This window comes from Burkholderia orbicola (assembly GCF_900100915.1).
In the GTDB taxonomy this organism is placed as follows: domain Bacteria; phylum Pseudomonadota; class Gammaproteobacteria; order Burkholderiales; family Burkholderiaceae; genus Burkholderia; species Burkholderia orbicola.
This window is the reverse complement of the sequence record NZ_FNKW01000001.1, coordinates 2054994-2072577: the sequence shown is the minus strand read 5'-3', so window position 1 is coordinate 2072577 and position 17584 is coordinate 2054994. Positions and strand designations below refer to the sequence as shown.

Below are 17584 nucleotides of genomic sequence, written 5' to 3'. Positions count from 1 at the left end.
TCCGGCGTTTGTGCCGCTCATTTCCGCCCCGCATTCGCGACCGACGGCCCCGTCCCGGCCCCTCGCCTCGCCCACACCTCCCGCACCGCGTCCGCCCCGTCTGGACCGCCGCCCCAACACGCATTCCGTCGCGAACGCAGCCGTTTTTCGGTCAATTCACCGCGTTCCGGCGCCTTTTTTCGCGCGTCGCACGCTTTGACGGTATGCTATTCGCCAGCCGCGTCGGCCCTGCCCGCTTCCGGGCCGCGCCAGCCTCCGTCATTCAGCGAAAAACACACGCCACGTGGGAGATCCTATGCACGTCAAGCTGTTCGCCGCGGCCGCCGTGGCCACGGCCCTTGCCGCCCCCGGCCTCGCCGCCGCCAAGCCGCTCACCGTCTGCACGGAATCGAGCCCGGACGGCTTCGACGTCGTGCAGTACAACTCGCTCGTCACGACCAACGCGTCGGCCGACGTGGTCTTCAACACACTCGTGTCCTACGACGAAGCCGCGAAGAAAGTCGTGCCCGCGCTCGCGGACAAATGGGAAGCGAGCGCCGACGGCCTCACGTACACGTTCCACCTGCGCCCGAACGTCGCGTTCCAGACCACCGACTACTTCAAGCCGGGCCGCACGCTGAACGCGGACGACGTCGTGTTCACGTTCACGCGGATGCTCGACGATGCGAATCCGTGGCACAAGGTCGCCGGCGCGAGCGGCTTTCCGCACGCGCAGTCGATGGGTCTCGTGAAGCTCGTGAAATCGGTCACGAAGGTCGACGACAGCACCGTGAAGTTCGTGCTGAACGAACCGAACGCGACGTTCGTGCCGATCCTGACGATGGGCTTCGCGTCGATCTACTCGGCCGAATACGCGGACCAGTTGCTGAAGGCCGGCAAGCAGGCCGACCTGAACGCGAAGCCGGTCGGCACCGGCCCGTTCGTGCTGAAGAGCTATACGAAGGACGCGCTGATCCGCTACGACGCGAATCCGACGTACTGGGGCACGAAGCCGAAGGTCGACCGGCTGATCTACGCGATCACGCCCGACCCGTCGGTGCGCCTGCAGAAGGTGAAGGCCGGCGAATGCCAGATCGCGCTGTCGCCGAAGCCGCAGGACGTGCTCGCCGCGAAAGGCGAAAGCGCGCTGAAGGTCGTGCAGACGCCCGCGTTCATGACCGCGTTCGTCGCGCTGAACACGCAGAAGAAGCCGCTCGACAACGACAAGGTGCGCGAGGCGCTGAACCTCGCGTTCGACCGCGCGACCTACCTGAAGGTCGTGTTCGACAACACCGCGACGGCCGCGAACAACCCGTATCCGCCGAACACGTGGAGCTATGCGAAGGACGTCGCGCCGTATGCGTACGATCCCGCGAAGGCGAAGCAACTGCTCGCGCAGGCAGGCTTCCCGAACGGCTTCTCGACCACCCTCTGGACGCGCCCCACCGGCAGCGTGCTGAATCCGAACCCGAAGGTCGGCGCGGAACTGCTGCAGGCCGACCTCGCGAAGATCGGCGTGAAGGCCGAGGTGAAGGTGATCGAATGGGGCGAGCTGATCAAGCAGGCGAAGCTCGGCCAGCATGACATGCTGTTCATGGGCTGGGCCGGCGACAACGGCGATCCGGACAACTATCTGTCGCCGCTGTTCAGCTGCAACGCGGTGAAGTCGGGCATCAACTTCGCGCGCTTCTGCGATGCGCAGCTCGACAAGCTGATCGCCGACGGCAAGTCGACCGCCGACCAGGCCAAGCGCGCGAAGCTGTACGAAAGCGCGCAGAAGATCATCCACGACCAGGCGCTGTGGATCCCGCTCGGCTACCCGACCGCGGCCGCGTTGACGCGCACGAACGTGAGCGGCTATCACGTGAGTCCGTTCGGACGACAGAACTTCACGACGGTCGCCGTGCAGTAACCGTGCGTGGCGCGCAAGCGACGGCGTGCACGCCGCTCGCTTGCGGCCCGCGCGCCGCGCTTGCTACACTGCGCCCCTGTTCCTCCTACCGGACGCCAGCCAAAGTGAACCACTAAGCCTTCCCGAAATGTTTTCGCCGCCCGTGCCACGCACGCCGCGCGCGAAGGTCTTCACGCATTTTTGGAGGTGCTCATGGCTGCAGCCACGCCCACCGGCGCGCTCGTCGCGCTTCATCACGTTTCCTTCCGCTTCGACGACGGCGTCACGCTGTTCGATTCGCTCGACCTGTCCATCGATCGCACGCCCACCGGCATCGTCGGCCGCAACGGCGTCGGCAAGAGCCTGCTCGCGCAACTGATCGCCGGCTGCCGTGCACCCAGCGCGGGAACGATCGAGCGGCATGCGCACGTCGTCTACGTCGCACAGCAGCACGATCATGACCGCGACGACACGGCGGCGGCGGCCCCGCGGACCGTCGCGCAGATCGCCGCGCTCGATGCACCGCTCGGCGCGCTCGCGCGTCTCGCGGAAGGCCACGCAACACCGAACGACTTCGACCTGATCGGCGATCGCTGGGATCTCGCGGAACGCCTGCGCATGGCGCTCGACGCGGCCGGCCTGCACGACGTCCACGCCGACACGCCCGCGCACGCGCTGAGCGGCGGCCAGGTCGCACGCGTGGCGCTGATCGGCGCGCTGCTGTCCGGCGCCGGCCTGCTCGTACTCGACGAACCGACCAACCATCTCGACGCACCGGGCCGCGCGTGGCTGCGCACGGCGCTCGACGGCTGGCGCGGCGGCGTCGTCATCGTCAGCCACGACCGTGCGCTGCTCGCCGGCGTGCAACGCATCGTCGAGCTGACGCCGCACGGCGCGCGTTCATATGGCGGCAACTATGCGCTCTACCGCGCGCAGCGCGACGCGGAACACGAAGCCGCACACGCGGCGCTCGACCATGCGCGTACCGAGCGCGGGCGCGTGCGGCGCAGGCTCGAACAGGAGCACGACACGATCCAGCGCCACGCGGCCGCGTCGCTGCGCGACGCGAAGACGGTCAACCTGTCGTCGATGGCGCGTCAGAGCCGCAAGGGCGCCGCGCGCGCGATCATGGGGACCGTCCGGCGTCATCAGAGCGACTTCAAGGCGACGCTCGACGCGCGCGTGCAGGAAGCGGCCGCGCGCGTCGAAGCCGACGCACCGGTGCTGGTATCGCTGCCGGGCACCGAGGTCAGCGCGCGCCGCCAGCTGTTCACGCTCGAACGCGCGCAACTGCCGTGGCGCGTCGCGGGCGACGCCGACGCGATCACGTGGTCCGCAAGCGGCGCCGTGCGCATTGCGCTGACGGGCCCGAACGGCTGCGGCAAATCGACGTTGCTGAGGATGCTCGCGGGCGAGCTCGCGCCGCGCTCAGGCACCTGCACGACGCACGTGAGCGCCGCGTATCTCGACCAGCGGCTCGCGCTGCTCGACCCCGAGCGCTCGATCGTCGAGCAACTGGGCCTGCTCGATACGCCCCTTGCCGAAGGTGATCTGCGCAGCCGTCTCGCGCTGCTGCAACTCGACGCGACGCGTGCGACGCAGCCGGCGCGGCAACTGAGCGGCGGCGAACGGCTGAAGGCCGCGCTCGCGTGCGCATTGTGGCGCGGCACGCCCGCGCAACTGCTGCTGCTCGACGAGCCGACCAATCACCTCGATCTCGAATCGGTGCGGGCGATCGAAGCGGCGCTGGCCGGCTTCCCCGGCGCGATCGTGGTCGCGTCGCACGACGCCGCGTTCCTCGCGGCGCTCGAACCGACGCACACGATGCAGTGGCAGCGCGACGGGTGGCGTTACGAACCCGTCGCGTAAGCGCTACGAAAAACGCTCAGCCGGCGGTACGGAACCGCAGCACCCCGTCGTCGCCCTGCTCGCGCACGAGTTCGCCCGCGAGCCACAGCAGGTTCAGGTGCGCAAGCGCCTCGCCGAGCGCGAACGTCATCTGGTGGATATCGAGCTCGCGGCGGCGGAACATGATCGGCACGATATCGGCCGCGCTCCTCGGCTGCTCCGCGCACGCGACGCGCACCTCGGCCAGGCGCGCATCGTGGTGTTCGCGCAGTTGCGCGATGCGTGTGCGCACGCCGCGGAACGGCTTGCCGTGCGACGGCAGCACGAGCGTGTCGGGCGCCATCGTCTCGTAGCGGCCGAGCGATTCGAGGTACAGCGCGAGCGGGTTCGCTTCCGGTTCGAGGTCGAACACCGACACATTCGTCGAGATGCGCGGCAGCACCATGTCGCCGGAAATCAGCACGCCGTCCGCTTCGCTGTGGAGCGCGCAATGTTCAGGCGAATGACCGAAGCCGGTGACGACGCGCCACGTGCGCGCGCCGATCGTCACCGCGTCGCCTTCGCGCAGGCGCCGGTAACGCGGCGGCACGGCCGGCACCAGATCCGCGTAGTAGCTGCGGCGGTTGCGCAGCTTGTCGAGCGCGGCCGGATCGGTCAGCCCGTGGCGCGCGAAGTGATCGGCGGCGGCCGCGCCGCCCGCGTTCGAACCGTTGCCGGCCGCCATCAGGCAGCCGAACATATATTCGCCGAGCGTCATCCACAACCGCACGTTCCAGCGGCCCTTGTCGCCGCCTTCGCACAGCCAGTTCGCGAGGCCGAAGTGATCGGGGTGGCAGTGCGTGACGAGCACGCGCAGCACGGGCAGGCCGTCGAGCTGCGTGTCGAAGATCTGCTCCCAGTGCGTGCGGATCGCGTCCGACGCGATCCCGCAATCGACCACCGTCCAGCCGGCCTGCCCGTCGATCTCGTCGCGCAGCAGCCAGAGATTGATGTGGTCGAGCGAAAACGGCAGCGGCATGCGCAGCCAGCGCACGCCGGGCGCGACCTCGAACGTGTCGCCCGCGGCGGGCAGCGTATCGGCGAAGGGGTAATCGAGTTGGTGTTCCAGGGCGTTCATCGGTGGGGCGTCTCGTCGTTATCGGTGCGAATGCGCGCCGGCGGCACGCGCGGCGGGCGGTGCGTCGATTCTATCGCCGTCGCGAGAAAGACGTGCCCGGCGCCCTGCGGCCCGTCAAAAAAGTTCGTGTCAGAATCGGTTCCGTACCCGTATCTTTACGCGAAGATGCACCGAACAGTGCCTAACGGCGAGCAACACACCGATTGACGACTGTTCGCGCGTCACCTCGAAAGTCATTGAAACGCCGACTTGGGCGCTAAAATGGCGGGTGCTTACAGCCCCTTGAACGAGCCTGCACGCGATGAATCACTTCCCCAAACTGCTGTCGTCGCAGATCGGTTTCGACGTCGCGCAGACGATGCTCGAATACTTCGATCGCCATTACCGGATCTTCCGCGAAGCGGCGGTCGATGCGAAGACGCTGTTCGAGCGCGGCGACTGGCACGGGCTGCAGCGGCTCGCGCGCGAACGGATCACGTCGTACGACGAGCGCGTGAAGGAATGCGTCGAGGTGCTGGAAGACGAATACGACGCGGAGAACATCGACGACGAAGTGTGGCAGCAGATCAAGCTGCACTACATCGGCCTGCTCACGTCGCACCGCCAGCCCGAGTGCGCGGAAACCTTCTTCAATTCGGTGTGCTGCAAGATCCTGCACCGCTCGTATTTCAGCAACGATTTCATCTTCGTGCGCCCGGCGATCTCGACCGAGTATCTGGAGAACGACGAGCCGGCCGCGAAACCGACTTACCGCGCGTACTATCCGGGCACCGACGGGCTCGCGGTCACGCTCGAGCGCATCGTCACGAACTTCCAGCTCGACCCGCCGTTCGAGGATCTCACGCGCGACATCGGCTGCGTGATGCAGGCGATCGACGACGAATTCGGCCACTTCGACGAGGCGCCGAATTTCCAGATCCACGTGCTGTCGTCGCTGTTCTTCCGCAACAAGAGCGCGTACATCGTCGGCCGCATCATCAACGCCGACCGCGTGCTGCCGTTCGCGGTGCCGATCCGCCACGTGCGCCCCGGCGTGCTCGCGCTCGACACCGTGCTGCTGCGCCGCGACCTGCTGCAGATCATTTTCAGCTTCTCGCATTCGTACTTCCTCGTCGACATGGGCGTGCCGTCCGCGTACGTGGATTTCCTCTGCACGATCATGCCGGGCAAGCCGAAGGCCGAGATCTACACGTCGGTCGGGCTGCAGAAGCAGGGCAAGAACCTGTTCTACCGCGACCTGCTGCACCATCTGTCGCATTCGAGCGACCGCTTCATCATCGCGCCCGGAATCAAGGGCCTCGTGATGCTCGTGTTCACGCTGCCGTCGTTCCCGTACGTGTTCAAGATCATCAAGGACCACTTCCCGCCGCCGAAGGAAACGACGCGCGCGCAGATCATGGAGAAGTACCAGCTCGTGAAGCGCCACGACCGGCTCGGGCGGATGGCCGACACGCTCGAGTATTCGAGCGTCGCGCTGCCGCTCGCGCGGCTCGATCACGCGCTCGTGCGCGAACTCGAGAAGGAAGTGCCGTCGCTGCTCGAATACGAGGACGACAAGCTCGTGATCAAGCACCTGTACATCGAGCGCCGGATGACGCCGCTGAACCTGTACCTGCAGAACGGCAGCGACGCGGACGTCGAGCACGGCGTGAAGGAATACGGCAACGCGGTGAAGGAGCTGATGAAGGCGAACATCTTCCCCGGCGACATGCTGTACAAGAACTTCGGCGTCACGCGCCACGGCCGCGTCGTGTTCTACGACTACGACGAGATCGAATACCTGACCGACTGCAACGTGCGGCGCGTGCCGCCGCCGCGCAACGAGGAAGACGAGCTGTCCGGCGAACCGTGGTATACCGTCGGCCCGCACGACATCTTTCCGGAGACCTACGGGCCGTTCCTGCTCGGCGACCCGCGCGTGCGCAGCGTCTTCATGAAGCATCACGCGGACTTTTTCGATCCCGCGCTGTGGCAGGCGAGCAAGGACAAGCTGATGCAGGGCGAACTGCCCGATTTTTATCCGTACGACGCGACCCTGCGCTTTTGCGTGCGCTACCCCGCGCGCTTCGGCGCGACGGGCGAGAACGACGGCACAGGCGACGCGCAGCGCGCCGCCTGACGCCGGCCACACCCCGATCCGATATCGACTTGATTTCCGCCAACGGAATCCACACCGATGACTACCCAAGACAATCCGCTTTCACATCTGTTCGACAACAACGATGCCTGGGTCAAGCGCCAGCTCGCCGACGATCCCGATTTCTTCGCACGGCTCGCCGACCAGCAGGCGCCGGAATATCTGTGGATCGGCTGCTCGGATTCGCGCGTGCCGGCGAACCAGATCATCGGCCTGCCGCCGGGTGAAGTGTTCGTGCACCGCAACATCGCGAACGTGGTCGTGCACAGCGACCTGAACTGCCTGTCGGTGATCCAGTTCGCGGTCGACATCCTGCGCGTGAAGCACATCATGGTCGTCGGCCACTACGGCTGCTCGGGCGTAAACGCGGCGTTGCACAACCGCCGCGTCGGCCTCGCGGACAACTGGCTGCATCACGTGCAGGACGTGCGCGAGCGCCATGCGGCCCTGCTCGACGAATGGCCGGTCGGCGAAGCAAGGTATCGCCGCCTGATCGAGCTGAATTCGATCGAACAGGTCGTCAACGTGTGCCGCACGACGATCGTCAACGACGCGTGGGCGCGCGGCCAGTCGCTGACCGTGCACGGGCTCGTGTACGGCGTGCACGACGGCCGGATGCGCAACCTCGGGATGTCCGTGTCGAACTTCGACGCGCTCGACGCAACCTACAAGCGCTGCGTGGCGGCGCTGACCGCGCGCGGCCAGCATGCGCCCGACAACGACATGGTCGCGGCGGACGCCGCGCAGCTCGACGGCGTCGCGCAGGCGGTCGCCGCCACGCTGAAGCCGTGCGACGACGCGCAGTAACGTGCGGTGCGCGCCAGCTGCCCGGCGGCGGCGGCCGCGCGGGCGCGGCACGCGTCGAACGGATCTGACACCGGCACTGCCACGGCGGCGCCCACCCAAGGAGCGACGGACATGAAAACCGTATTGATCGTCGGCGCATCGCGCGGCCTCGGCCGCGAATTCGTCCGGCAATACCGGCGCGACGGCTGGAACGTGATCGCCACCGCACGCGACGCGGCATCGCTCGACGCGCTGCGCGCGCTCGGCGCGCAGCCGCATGCGCTCGACATCGCGCGGCCCGAGCAGATCGCGGCGCTCGGCTGGAAGCTCGACGGCGAACGGCTCGATGCGGCCGTGCTGGTGTCGGGCGTGTACGGGCCGCGCACCGAAGGCGTCGAGACGATCACCGCCGAGGATTTCGACGCGGTGATGCATACCAACGTGCGCGGGCCGATGCAGTTGCTGCCGATCCTGCTGCCGCTCGTCGAGGACGCGCGCGGCGTGCTGGCCGTCGTGTCGAGCCGGATGGGCAGCATCGCCGAGGCGACCGGCACGACCGGCTGGCTGTACCGCGCGAGCAAGGCCGCGCTGAACGACGCGCTGCGCATCGCGTCGCTGCAGACGCGCCATGCCGCGTGCATTTCACTGCATCCCGGCTGGGTGCGCACCGACATGGGCGGCGCGCAGGCCGCGATCGATCCGGAAACGAGCGTGACTGGCATGCGTCGCGTGATCGCCGAATCCGCTTCGGACGTGTCCCAGGCGAACGGCCGGTTCTTCCAGTACGACGGCGTCGAGCTGAGCTGGTGAGTGCGCCGGCCGGCAACCCAGCGTTGTTAATTCACATTTCGCATGATTTTGACCCGACCTGACGCGTGCCCGTGCGGCGGCGCGTCCCCCGCGCCCGCCAAGGCGCCGCCGCCGCGCTACGCGGCCTGCTGCGGCCGCTTCATCGACGGTGGCGAAGCCGCCCCGACCGCACTCGAATTGATGCGTTCGCGGTACAGCGCGTACGTCCTCGGCGCGACCGATTACCTGCGCGCGACGTGGGCCGCGCGCACCTGCCCGCCCGATCTCGACACCGACCCCGACGCGCCGGACGCGCCGCGCTGGCTGGGCCTCGCGGTCAAACGCCACGCGCCGCTCGACGACCGGCACGCGGAGGTCGAATTCGTGGCCCGCTACAAGGTCGGCGGCCGCGCCTACCGGCTGCACGAGACGAGCCGTTTCGAGCACGACGAGCAGGGATTCTGGCGCTATGTCGACGGCGATGTAAGTGAACGCTGACAAATAGTTGCCGTGTCAGACGCCGGGTTATTCCCGCATTGCACAACCTGATTTTGTCGGGCTACGATGGGCTCGAATTGGTCATGTTGCGTGGCAGGGCTTACGGATGGCGTTCAGCAAGGTATTGGTGGGATGGATGGCGGCCTGTGCGCTGTCGGCCGCTCAGGCCGGTACGCTGCCGAGCGCGAACACGGGTGCAGGCGCCAGCGGCTCGCTCGCCCACGCCGAGCACTTCGACTACGCCGACGCGAACCTGCCGCAGGTCGCCGCCGACCTCAACGAACAGATCCTCCGCATTCCGGCCGACGCGTCGGGCGCCGTCACGCTCGAGGCGACGCTCTTCAAGCCGAACGGCCCCGGCCCGTTCCCGCTCGTCGTCTTCAATCACGGCAAAAATACCGGCGATCTCCATCAGCAGCCGCGCAGCCGGCCGCTCGCGTTCGCGCGCGAATTCGTGCGCCGCGGCTATGCGGTGATCGCGCCGAATCGCCAGGGCTTCGCCGGTTCGGACGGCACGTACCGGCAGGAAGGCTGCAACGTCGGCAAGAACGGCCTCGCGCAGGCCGCGGACGTCGACGCGACGGTGCGCTACATGGCGCGCCAGCCGTACGTCGATGCGTCGCGCATCGTCGTCGCCGGCACGTCGCACGGCGGGCTCGTGTCGGTCGCCTACGGCACCGAAGCCGCGGCGGGCGTGCGCGGCATCATCAACTTCTCCGGCGGGCTGCGCCAGGACCTGTGCGACGGCTGGCAGCGCAACCTCGTCGACGCGTTCGACCAGTACGGTGCGCACACGGCCGTGCGGTCGCTGTGGCTGTACGGCGACAACGATTCGGTGTGGACGCCCGCGCTCGTCGCGCAGATGCATGATGCGTACGTGTCGCACGGCACGCAGGCGCAGTTCATCGATTTCGGCCGCTACAAGGACGATGCGCACCGGTTGATCGTCGATCGCGACGGCGTGCCCGTCTGGTGGCCGGCCGTGCACGCGTTCCTCGCCGAACTGAACCTGCCGACCGCGGTGCGCTATGCGGTCGCGAACCCGCACGAACCGAAGGCTACCGGCTATGCGTCGATCGATGCGGTCAACGCGGTGCCGTACGTCGACGAAGCCGGCCGCGAAGGCTATCGCCGCTTCCTGAACCAGCATCCGAGCCGCGCGTTCGCGGTGTCGTCGGAAGGCGCGTGGTCGTGGGCCGAAGGCGGCGACGATCCGATGGCGCTCGCGCTCGACAACTGCGCGAAACAAGGCGCGGGCGCCTGCCGGCTGTATGCGGTCAACGACCGCGTCGTGTGGAACGACAGCACGACGCAGACGGCCGACAACGGCGGCGATCATACCCGCGACACCGATACGCGCGCACTGGCTTCGCGCTGACGCGCGGTTGTCGTTTCTCCCGCTTCCCCCTTCGCACGCCGTCGATTCAACGTCACCGCGGCACTCTGCCGCCTGCTTGTCAAATCGAGCACACGCCGCGTAATGCTCGTTTTTACGAGCAATCGACCTGAATTCGCGCCAGATTTCGTCCGGTCGTCCGGCGTTGCGCCGCCCCGCGTCGATCGACCCCGCGCACAACAAGTTCGGCCCCTTGTCGCCGTCAGCATCTCACCCTCATCGCTCCCCCTATTTCGACGCTCCATCGCGCCCCGGCCCGCGATTTTTTCTGTCGGGGGGTGTCACTCGAACGTCGTCATCTGCGCGCATTTCGCCCGATCCGCCGCGTTCCGTCCCGAGCACCCCCGAACTGCGCCGAACTCCCGCCCAGTAAGGCTGTGCGGCGTTTGTAACCGCTAGTGCAACGTCCGGCGGAACACGCTAATCTCTGCGCGTTTCGTGTCCCGCCGCGCGGCATCCCGTCGATGCCGCGCGGTCGTTTTACCCCCGGAGTCGCCTTGAGTACGCCAGCCACCGACGACTGGGTCGCGCGCAGCCTGCGCGCGGTCTGGCATCCCTGCACCCAGATGAAGCATCACGAGCGCCTGCCGCTCGTCCCCGTCGCGCGCGGCGCGGGCCTGTGGCTGTACGACCGTGACGGCCGCCGCTACTTCGACGCGATCAGCTCCTGGTGGGTCAACCTGTTCGGCCATGCGAACCCGGACATCAACGCGGCGCTGAAGGACCAGCTCGACACGCTCGAGCACGCGATGCTCGCCGGCTGCACGCACGAACCCGCGATCGAGCTCGCCGAACGGCTACACGCGCTCACCGCGCGCACGCTCGGTCATGCGTTCTTCGCGTCGGACGGCGCGTCGGCCGTCGAGATCGCGCTGAAGATGAGCTTCCACGCGTGGCGCAACCGCGGCCGCGCGAACAAGCAGGAATTCGTCTGCGTCGCGAACAGCTATCACGGCGAGACGATCGGCGCGCTCGGCGTGACCGACGTCGCGCTGTTCAAGGATGCGTACGACCCGCTGATCCGCCACGCGCACGTGGTCGCGTCGCCCGATGCGCGCGGCGCGCTGCCGGGCGAGACGGCCGCCGACGTCGCGGGCCGCGCGCTCGCGGACGTGCGGCGCCTGTTCGTCGAACGCGGCGACCGGATCGCCGCGCTGATCGTCGAGCCGCTCGTGCAGTGCGCGGCCGGCATGGCGATGCACGATCCGTCGTACGTGCGCGGGCTGCGCGCGCTGTGCGACGAATTCGGCGTGCACCTGATCGCCGACGAGATCGCGGTCGGGTGCGGGCGCACCGGCACCTTCTTCGCGTGCGAGCAGGCCGGCGTCTGGCCCGATTTCATGTGCCTGTCGAAAGGGATCAGCGGCGGCTATCTGCCGCTGTCGCTGGTGCTCACGCGCGACGACGTGTTCGCGGCGTTCTACGACGACGACACGACGCGCGGCTTTCTGCACTCGCATTCGTACACCGGCAACCCGCTGGCGTGCCGCGCGGCCGTTGCGACGCTCGACCTGTTCGCGCGCGACGACGTGCTCGCGAGCAACGCCCGCAAATCGGCGACGCTGCGCGCGGCGCTCGCACCGCTCGACACGCACCGCCAGGTGCGCCACCTGCGCGAGCGCGGCACGCTGTTCGCGTTCGACGTCACGCTCGACGGCGACGCGGCGCGCGGCTTCTCGCGGCGCTTCTTCGAACATGCGCTGGCGCGCGAACTGCTGCTGCGCCCGATCGGCACGACCGTGTACCTGATGCCGCCGTACGTGATGAGCGACGACGACATCGCGTGGCTCGCGCAGCGCACGCGCGACACGCTCGACGCGACGCTGGAGGACCTCGGCCGATGAGCCTGCTCGACACCCTGCAACGCGGCCTCGCCGACCTCGACGCGCAAGGGCTGCGCCGCGTGCGCCGCATCGCCGACACCGCGTGCGACGCGCGCATGATCGTGAACGGCCGCGAGATCGTCGGCTTCGCGAGCAACGACTACCTCGGCCTCGCCGCGCATCCGGCGCTGATCGCCGCGTTCGCGGAAGGCGCGCAGCGCTACGGCGCCGGCAGCGGCGGCTCGCACCTGCTCGGCGGCCATTCGCGCGCGCACGCCAGACTGGAAGACGAACTCGCAGGCTTCGCGGGCGGCTTCTCCGACGCGCCGCGCGCGCTGTACTTCAGCACCGGCTACATGGCGAACCTCGCCGCGATGACGGCGCTCGCCGGCAAGGGCGCGACGATCTTCTCCGATGCGCTGAACCACGCGTCGCTGATCGACGGCATGCGGCTGTCGCGCGCGAACGTGCAGGTCTATCCGCACGCCGATACGGCCGCGCTCGCCGCGCTGCTCGACGCATCGGAGGCCGAAACGAAGCTGATCGTCAGCGACACCGTGTTCAGCATGGACGGCGACATCGCGCCGCTCGCCGAGCTCGTCGCGCTGGCCGAACGCCACGGCGCGTGGCTCGTCGTCGACGACGCGCACGGCTTCGGCGTGCTCGGCCCACAGGGTCGCGGTGCGCTCGCGGCCGCCGCGCTGCGTTCGCCGCATCTGGTGTACGTCGGCACGCTCGGCAAGGCGGCCGGCGTCGCCGGCGCGTTCGTGATCGCGCATGAAACCGTGATCGAATGGCTGATCCAGCGCGCACGCAGCTACATCTTCACGACCGCCGCGCCGCCGGCCGTCGCGCATACGGTCTCGGCGAGCCTGAAGGTGATCGCGGGCGACGAAGGCGACGCGCGCCGCGCGCACCTCGCCGCGCTGATCGAACGCACGCGCGCGCTGCTGCGCAACACGCGCTGGCAGCCGGTCGATTCGCACACGGCCGTGCAGCCGCTCGTGATCGGCAGCAACGATGCGACGCTCGCGGCAATGCGCGCGCTCGACGCGCACGGCCTGTGGGTGCCCGCGATCCGGCCGCCGACGGTGCCGGCCGGCACGTCGCGGCTGCGCGTGTCGCTGTCGGCCGCGCATTCGTTCGACGATCTCGCCAGGCTCGAAGCCGCGTTGATCGAGGCCAGCGAGGCGGCCGCGGCCTCCGTTGGAGCGGCCCGGCAGGAGGCAGCAGCATGAGCGCCCCGCTCTCCGTCTTCGTCACCGGCACCGACACCGAGATCGGCAAGACCTTCGTGTCGGCCGCGATGCTGCACGGCTTCGCGCGGCACGGGCTGCGCGCGGCCGCGCTAAAGCCGGTCGCGGCCGGCGCGTACGAACGCGACGGCGTGTGGCGCAACGAGGACGCCGACCAGCTCGACGCCGCCGCGAACGTCGCGCTGCCGCCCGAGCTGCGCACGCCGTTCCTGCTGAAAGCGCCGGCCGCACCGCATATCGTCGCCGCGCAGGAAGGCGTGACGCTCGACCTCGACACGATCGTCGCGTGCCATCGCGAAGCGCTGACGCGCGCGGACGTCGTCGTCGTCGAAGGCGTCGGCGGCTTTCGCGTGCCGCTGAACGATACGCAGGACACCGCCGATCTCGCGGTCGCGCTCGGCCTGCCCGTCGTGCTGGTGGTCGGCGTCCGGCTCGGCTGCATCAGCCACGCGTTGCTGACGGCCGATGCGATTCGCCAGCGCGGCCTCACGCTCGCGGGCTGGGTCGCGAACCACGTCGACCCGGCCATGTCGTTCGCCGACGAGAACGTCGCGACGATTCGCGACTGGCTTGCGCGCGAGCACCGCGCGCCACTCATCGGCCGCATCGCGCACATGACGCCGGCCGCCCCCGAATCCGCCGCGGCGATGCTCGACATCGCCGCGCTCGTCGAGTCGCTGCGCGCCGCGCGGCCTTGACCCAACCGATCCCCCAATCCCGCCCAGGACAGGAAAACGAAATGACCCAAGCCCAGACCGCCGCCGTGCAACCCGCCGCGATCCCCGTGGCCGCCCCGGCGTCGCAGCGCTGGCGCGTCGCCGACGTCGTCGCGCTGTTCGAGCTGCCGTTCAACGATCTGATGTTCCGCGCGCAGCAGGTGCATCGCGAGCACTTCGACGCGAACGCGGTGCAGCTGTCGACGCTGCTGTCGATCAAGACGGGCGGCTGCGAGGAAGATTGCGGCTACTGCTCGCAGTCGTCGCATCACGACACGGGCCTGAAGGCCGAGAAGCTGATGGACGTCGACACGGTGCTCGACGCCGCGCGCGCGGCGAAGGCGAACGGCGCGAGCCGCTTCTGCATGGGCGCCGCGTGGCGCAACCCGAAGGAGCGCCACATGCCGGCGCTGACCGAGATGGTGCGCGGGGTGAAGGAGCTCGGTCTCGAGACCTGCATGACGCTCGGCATGCTGGAAAACGAACAGGCCCGGCAGCTCGCCGATGCGGGCCTCGACTACTACAACCACAACCTCGACACGTCGCCGGAGTTCTACGGCCAGGTGATCTCGACGCGCACGTACCAGGATCGCCTCGACACGCTCGACCGCGTGCGCGATGCGGGCATCAACGTGTGCTGCGGCGGCATCATCGGGATGGGCGAGTCGCGCCGCGAACGCGCGGGCCTGATCTCGCAGCTCGCGAACCTGAACCCGTATCCGGAATCGGTGCCGATCAACAACCTCGTCGCGATCGAGGGCACGCCGCTCGAAGGCACCGCGCCGCTCGATCCGTTCGAATTCGTGCGCACCATCGCGGTCGCGCGCATCACGATGCCGAAGGCCGTCGTGCGCCTGTCGGCCGGCCGCGAGCAGCTCGACGACGCGATGCAAGCGATGTGCTTCCTCGCCGGTGCGAACTCGATGTTCTACGGCGACCAGCTGCTGACGACCAGCAACCCGCAGACGCAGCGCGACCGCGCGCTGTTCGAGCGCCTCGGCATCCGCGCGAGCCAGGCCGACGCGCTGTCGGACAACGCGTAAGCGGCAACGGCCGGCGCGCCGCGCCCGCCAACGAAAAAGCCGGGGCATGCCCCGGCTTTTTTACGCCCGCGCGCACCACTCAGGTCGCGCCGCCCAGTGCGCGCGGCTCCATGAACGTGTGCCGGAAATAGTCGCGCACCGCGTGCATCGCGGGACTCAGCTCGATGTTCTTGCGCCACGCGAGGCCGACGCTCATCGGCGGCACCGGGTCGCGCAGCACGATCGTCTCGATGCGCCGCCCTTCGAGCGACCACGGGCGATACACCATGTCGGACAGGATCGCGACACCGCTGCCGTTCGCGACCATGCTGCGCACCGCCTCGACCGACGAGGTGCGCAGGATCACGTTCGGCCGGTACGGCGTCTCGTTCCAGTAACGCAGCGCGGTCTGCCCGGCCTCGTCCACCGTCAGCATCACGAACGGCTCGTGCGCGACCTCCGCGAACGTGACGCTCTCGCGCCGCAGCAGCGGATGATGCGCGCCGACCCACAGCCTGCGCACCGAATGGATCACCGGCTCCAGCACGAGCTCCGGATTCGACACGTTCGACGTGAGCAGCACGGCCATGTCGTAGCGGCCCGCGATCAGCCCTTCCTCGATCGACTCGCGGTTCAGCTCGTGCAGGTGGATCGTCAGACGCGGATAGAGCGTATTGAGCCGCAGCACGTGATGCGGCAGGAAGTAGCCGAGCACCGTGTAGCTCGCGGCGATCGCGAGCGTGCCGGTCAGCGTGCTTTCGAGATTCGGGATCCGCATCGCCTCGTCGACCGACGACAGGATCGTGTACGCGTGATTGAGAAAACGCCGCCCGGTATCGGTCAGCGTCACGCCCGCCGACGTGCGCACGAACAGCTGCGTGCCGAGACTGTCCTCCAGTTCCTTGATCGCGCTCGTCACGGCCGACTGCGAGATGGTGAGCTGGATCGCGGCCTGCGAGATCTGTCCGAGCTCGGCGGTCGCGACGAAGTACTTGAGCTGTCTGAGCGTCAGGGCCATGCGCGGTGGAAAACTGATGGGGGCAGGGCAACCATCATATCAACCGTCCGTTTCGCGGCAATCCGGACCCGCCCGACCCGCGCACATCCGCCTGCCGCGGCGCCGGGCGGCCGCTTCCCGTGATATCTGAAAAATCGATACGCTCGCATATAAAAATAGAACTATTTTGACGCACCCCGCACGGCTAACCTGCGTTCAACACGGTGTCGACACGCGCTGCGGCGCACGCGAAACCGGAGAACCTGGAGGAACGAACCGTATGAGGAAGCACAGTGTCGACCTGAATTCGGACATGGGCGAAGGTTTCGGCCCGTGGACGATCGGCGACGGCGTCGACGAGCAGATCATGCCGCTCATCAGCTCGGCGAACATCGCCACCGGTTTTCATGCCGGCGACCCGAACATCATGGCGCGCACGGTGCAGCTCGCGCGCGACGCCGGCGTCGGGATCGGCGCGCATCCGGGCTTTCGCGATCTCGCGGGCTTCGGTCGCCGCACGATCACCGAAACGCCGCAGGCGCTCGTCCACGACATTCTGTATCAGCTCGGCGCGCTTCGCGAGTTCGCGCGGCTCAACGGCGTGGGCCTGCAGCACGTCAAGCCGCACGGCGCGCTCTACATGCACGCGGCGGCCAACGAGGCGTTCTCGCGGCTGCTGATCGAGACGCTGCAGCGCGTCGATCCCGGCCTGTGGCTGTACTGTATGGAAGCGTCGGTCACGTATCGCGTGGCGAGGGAGTACGAACAGCCGGTGATCCGCGAGTTCTACGCCGATCGCGACTACGACCGCAGCGGCTCCATCGTGTTCACGCGCCGCGTCGGGCGCCTCGACCCGCAGCAGGTGGCCGACAAGGTGCTGCGTGCGTGCATCGACGGCAAGGTGCGCACGATCGACGGCGACGACATCGACATCGATTTCGATTCAGTCTGCATCCACAGCGACACGCCCGGCGCGCTCGACCTCGTGCGCGAAACGCGCGACGCGCTGGTCCGCGAAGGCATCCGGACCGCCGGCCCGCGACCGCTCGCCGCTCATCACTGAACCCGATTCAAGGAGACGCAAGATGGCATTGCACGACATCGTCAGCCCGTTGCCGGGCACGTTCTACCGACGCCCGTCGCCCGAGGCGGACTACTACGTCGCGGTGGATGCGACGATCGCGGCCGGCGCGGTGGTCGGCCTCGTCGAAGTGATGAAGCAGTTCACCGAGATCGAAGCCGATGCGGCCGGCCGCGTCGTCGAGCTGCTCGTCGACGATGGCGAGCCGGTCGACGCCGGCCAGGTGCTGATGCGGATCGAGGGGTGAT

Annotated in this window: 15 protein-coding genes; 13 read left to right on the top strand and 2 right to left on the bottom strand. The window is 68.3% G+C overall.

The genetic code is table 11. The annotated features are described in order from the left end of the window. The first annotated feature begins 295 nt into the window (after positions 1-295). The gene (locus BLS50_RS09925) at positions 296-1891 is read left to right on the top strand and encodes an ABC transporter substrate-binding protein (protein ID WP_074802134.1); all 1596 of its coding nucleotides are present in this window, start codon (positions 296-298) and stop codon (positions 1889-1891) included. 192 nt (positions 1892-2083) lie between these two features. Then, positions 2084-3739, top strand: a complete 1656-nt coding sequence (locus BLS50_RS09920) for an ABC-F family ATP-binding cassette domain-containing protein (RefSeq protein ID WP_074802133.1) — start codon at positions 2084-2086, stop codon at positions 3737-3739. Positions 3740-3755: 16 nt separating this feature from the next. Here BLS50_RS09920 and BLS50_RS09915 read toward each other — a convergent pair whose 3' ends face one another. Then, complete coding sequence (locus tag BLS50_RS09915) at positions 3756-4835, bottom strand: MBL fold metallo-hydrolase (RefSeq protein ID WP_074802132.1); 1080 nt, start codon at positions 4833-4835, stop codon at positions 3756-3758. Positions 4836-5136: 301 nt separating this feature from the next. Here BLS50_RS09915 and aceK point away from each other — a divergent pair, with 301 nt between their 5' ends. The 9 genes from aceK to bioB all read left to right on the top strand — a co-directional run bounded on the left by aceK (position 5137) and on the right by bioB (position 15279). Next, positions 5137-6954 carry a bifunctional isocitrate dehydrogenase kinase/phosphatase gene (gene aceK, locus BLS50_RS09905; protein ID WP_074802131.1) on the top strand — a complete coding sequence of 606 codons (1818 nt, stop codon included), beginning with the start codon at positions 5137-5139 and terminating at the stop codon, positions 6952-6954. A gap of 57 nt (positions 6955-7011) precedes the next feature. Next, entirely contained in the window at positions 7012-7779 is a 768-nt protein-coding gene (gene can, locus BLS50_RS09900; RefSeq protein ID WP_011546334.1) for a carbonate dehydratase, read from the top strand. Positions 7780-7890: 111 nt separating this feature from the next. Continuing rightward, positions 7891-8568 carry an SDR family oxidoreductase gene (locus tag BLS50_RS09895; protein WP_011546335.1) on the top strand — a complete coding sequence of 226 codons (678 nt, stop codon included), beginning with the start codon at positions 7891-7893 and terminating at the stop codon, positions 8566-8568. A 42-nt stretch (positions 8569-8610) separates the two neighbouring features. Next, positions 8611-9045: a YchJ family protein gene (locus BLS50_RS09890; protein WP_074802130.1), complete on the top strand. Its 435-nt coding sequence runs from the start codon at positions 8611-8613 to the stop codon at positions 9043-9045. Between the two features lie 106 nt (positions 9046-9151). Continuing rightward, positions 9152-10423 carry a dienelactone hydrolase family protein gene (locus BLS50_RS09885; RefSeq protein WP_074802129.1) on the top strand — a complete coding sequence of 424 codons (1272 nt, stop codon included), beginning with the start codon at positions 9152-9154 and terminating at the stop codon, positions 10421-10423. 515 nt (positions 10424-10938) lie between these two features. Next, positions 10939-12285, top strand: a complete 1347-nt coding sequence (gene bioA, locus BLS50_RS09875; protein WP_175682921.1) for an adenosylmethionine--8-amino-7-oxononanoate transaminase — start codon at positions 10939-10941, stop codon at positions 12283-12285. After that, positions 12282-13502 carry an 8-amino-7-oxononanoate synthase gene (bioF, locus tag BLS50_RS09870; RefSeq protein ID WP_074802126.1) on the top strand — a complete coding sequence of 407 codons (1221 nt, stop codon included), beginning with the start codon at positions 12282-12284 and terminating at the stop codon, positions 13500-13502. The genes bioA and bioF overlap by 4 nt, the downstream gene beginning before the upstream one ends. Then, positions 13499-14218 carry a dethiobiotin synthase gene (gene bioD, locus BLS50_RS09865; protein ID WP_074802125.1) on the top strand — a complete coding sequence of 240 codons (720 nt, stop codon included), beginning with the start codon at positions 13499-13501 and terminating at the stop codon, positions 14216-14218. Before bioF ends, bioD begins: the two co-directional genes overlap by 4 nt. Before the next feature lie 41 nt (positions 14219-14259). Next, positions 14260-15279 carry a biotin synthase BioB gene (gene bioB, locus BLS50_RS09860; protein ID WP_074802124.1) on the top strand — a complete coding sequence of 340 codons (1020 nt, stop codon included), beginning with the start codon at positions 14260-14262 and terminating at the stop codon, positions 15277-15279. Between the two features lie 79 nt (positions 15280-15358). Here the strand turns inward: bioB and BLS50_RS09855 are convergent, their stop codons facing one another. Then, positions 15359-16276, bottom strand: a complete 918-nt coding sequence (locus BLS50_RS09855) for a LysR family transcriptional regulator (RefSeq protein ID WP_006483476.1) — start codon at positions 16274-16276, stop codon at positions 15359-15361. Positions 16277-16535: 259 nt separating this feature from the next. Here BLS50_RS09855 and BLS50_RS09850 point away from each other — a divergent pair, with 259 nt between their 5' ends. Both BLS50_RS09850 and BLS50_RS09845 read left to right on the top strand, forming a co-directional pair. Beyond that, positions 16536-17318: a 5-oxoprolinase subunit PxpA gene (locus BLS50_RS09850; protein WP_012329326.1), complete on the top strand. Its 783-nt coding sequence runs from the start codon at positions 16536-16538 to the stop codon at positions 17316-17318. A 22-nt stretch (positions 17319-17340) separates the two neighbouring features. After that, positions 17341-17583, top strand: coding sequence for an acetyl-CoA carboxylase (locus BLS50_RS09845; protein WP_069233224.1), 243 nt, complete (start codon positions 17341-17343; stop codon positions 17581-17583). The last annotated feature ends 1 nt before the right edge of the window (position 17584 follow it).

Bases quoted from the DNA above. Each gene is read 5' to 3' on its own strand.
- BLS50_RS09925 (WP_074802134.1), top strand. From the start codon at position 296: ATGCACGTCAAGCTGTTCGCCGCGGCCGCCGTGGCCACGGCCCTTGCC.
- bioB (WP_074802124.1), top strand. From the start codon at position 14,260: ATGACCCAAGCCCAGACCGCCGCCGTGCAACCCGCCGCGATCCCCGTG.
- BLS50_RS09855 (WP_006483476.1), bottom strand. From the start codon at position 16,276: ATGGCCCTGACGCTCAGACAGCTCAAGTACTTCGTCGCGACCGCCGAG.
- aceK (WP_074802131.1), top strand. From the start codon at position 5,137: ATGAATCACTTCCCCAAACTGCTGTCGTCGCAGATCGGTTTCGACGTC.
- BLS50_RS09895 (WP_011546335.1), top strand. From the start codon at position 7,891: ATGAAAACCGTATTGATCGTCGGCGCATCGCGCGGCCTCGGCCGCGAA.
- bioF (WP_074802126.1), top strand. From the start codon at position 12,282: ATGAGCCTGCTCGACACCCTGCAACGCGGCCTCGCCGACCTCGACGCG.
- can (WP_011546334.1), top strand. From the start codon at position 7,012: ATGACTACCCAAGACAATCCGCTTTCACATCTGTTCGACAACAACGAT.
- bioD (WP_074802125.1), top strand. From the start codon at position 13,499: ATGAGCGCCCCGCTCTCCGTCTTCGTCACCGGCACCGACACCGAGATC.
- BLS50_RS09850 (WP_012329326.1), top strand. From the start codon at position 16,536: ATGAGGAAGCACAGTGTCGACCTGAATTCGGACATGGGCGAAGGTTTC.
- BLS50_RS09885 (WP_074802129.1), top strand. From the start codon at position 9,152: ATGGCGTTCAGCAAGGTATTGGTGGGATGGATGGCGGCCTGTGCGCTG.
- BLS50_RS09915 (WP_074802132.1), bottom strand. From the start codon at position 4,835: ATGAACGCCCTGGAACACCAACTCGATTACCCCTTCGCCGATACGCTG.
- BLS50_RS09920 (WP_074802133.1), top strand. From the start codon at position 2,084: ATGGCTGCAGCCACGCCCACCGGCGCGCTCGTCGCGCTTCATCACGTT.
- BLS50_RS09845 (WP_069233224.1), top strand. From the start codon at position 17,341: ATGGCATTGCACGACATCGTCAGCCCGTTGCCGGGCACGTTCTACCGA.
- BLS50_RS09890 (WP_074802130.1), top strand. From the start codon at position 8,611: ATGATTTTGACCCGACCTGACGCGTGCCCGTGCGGCGGCGCGTCCCCC.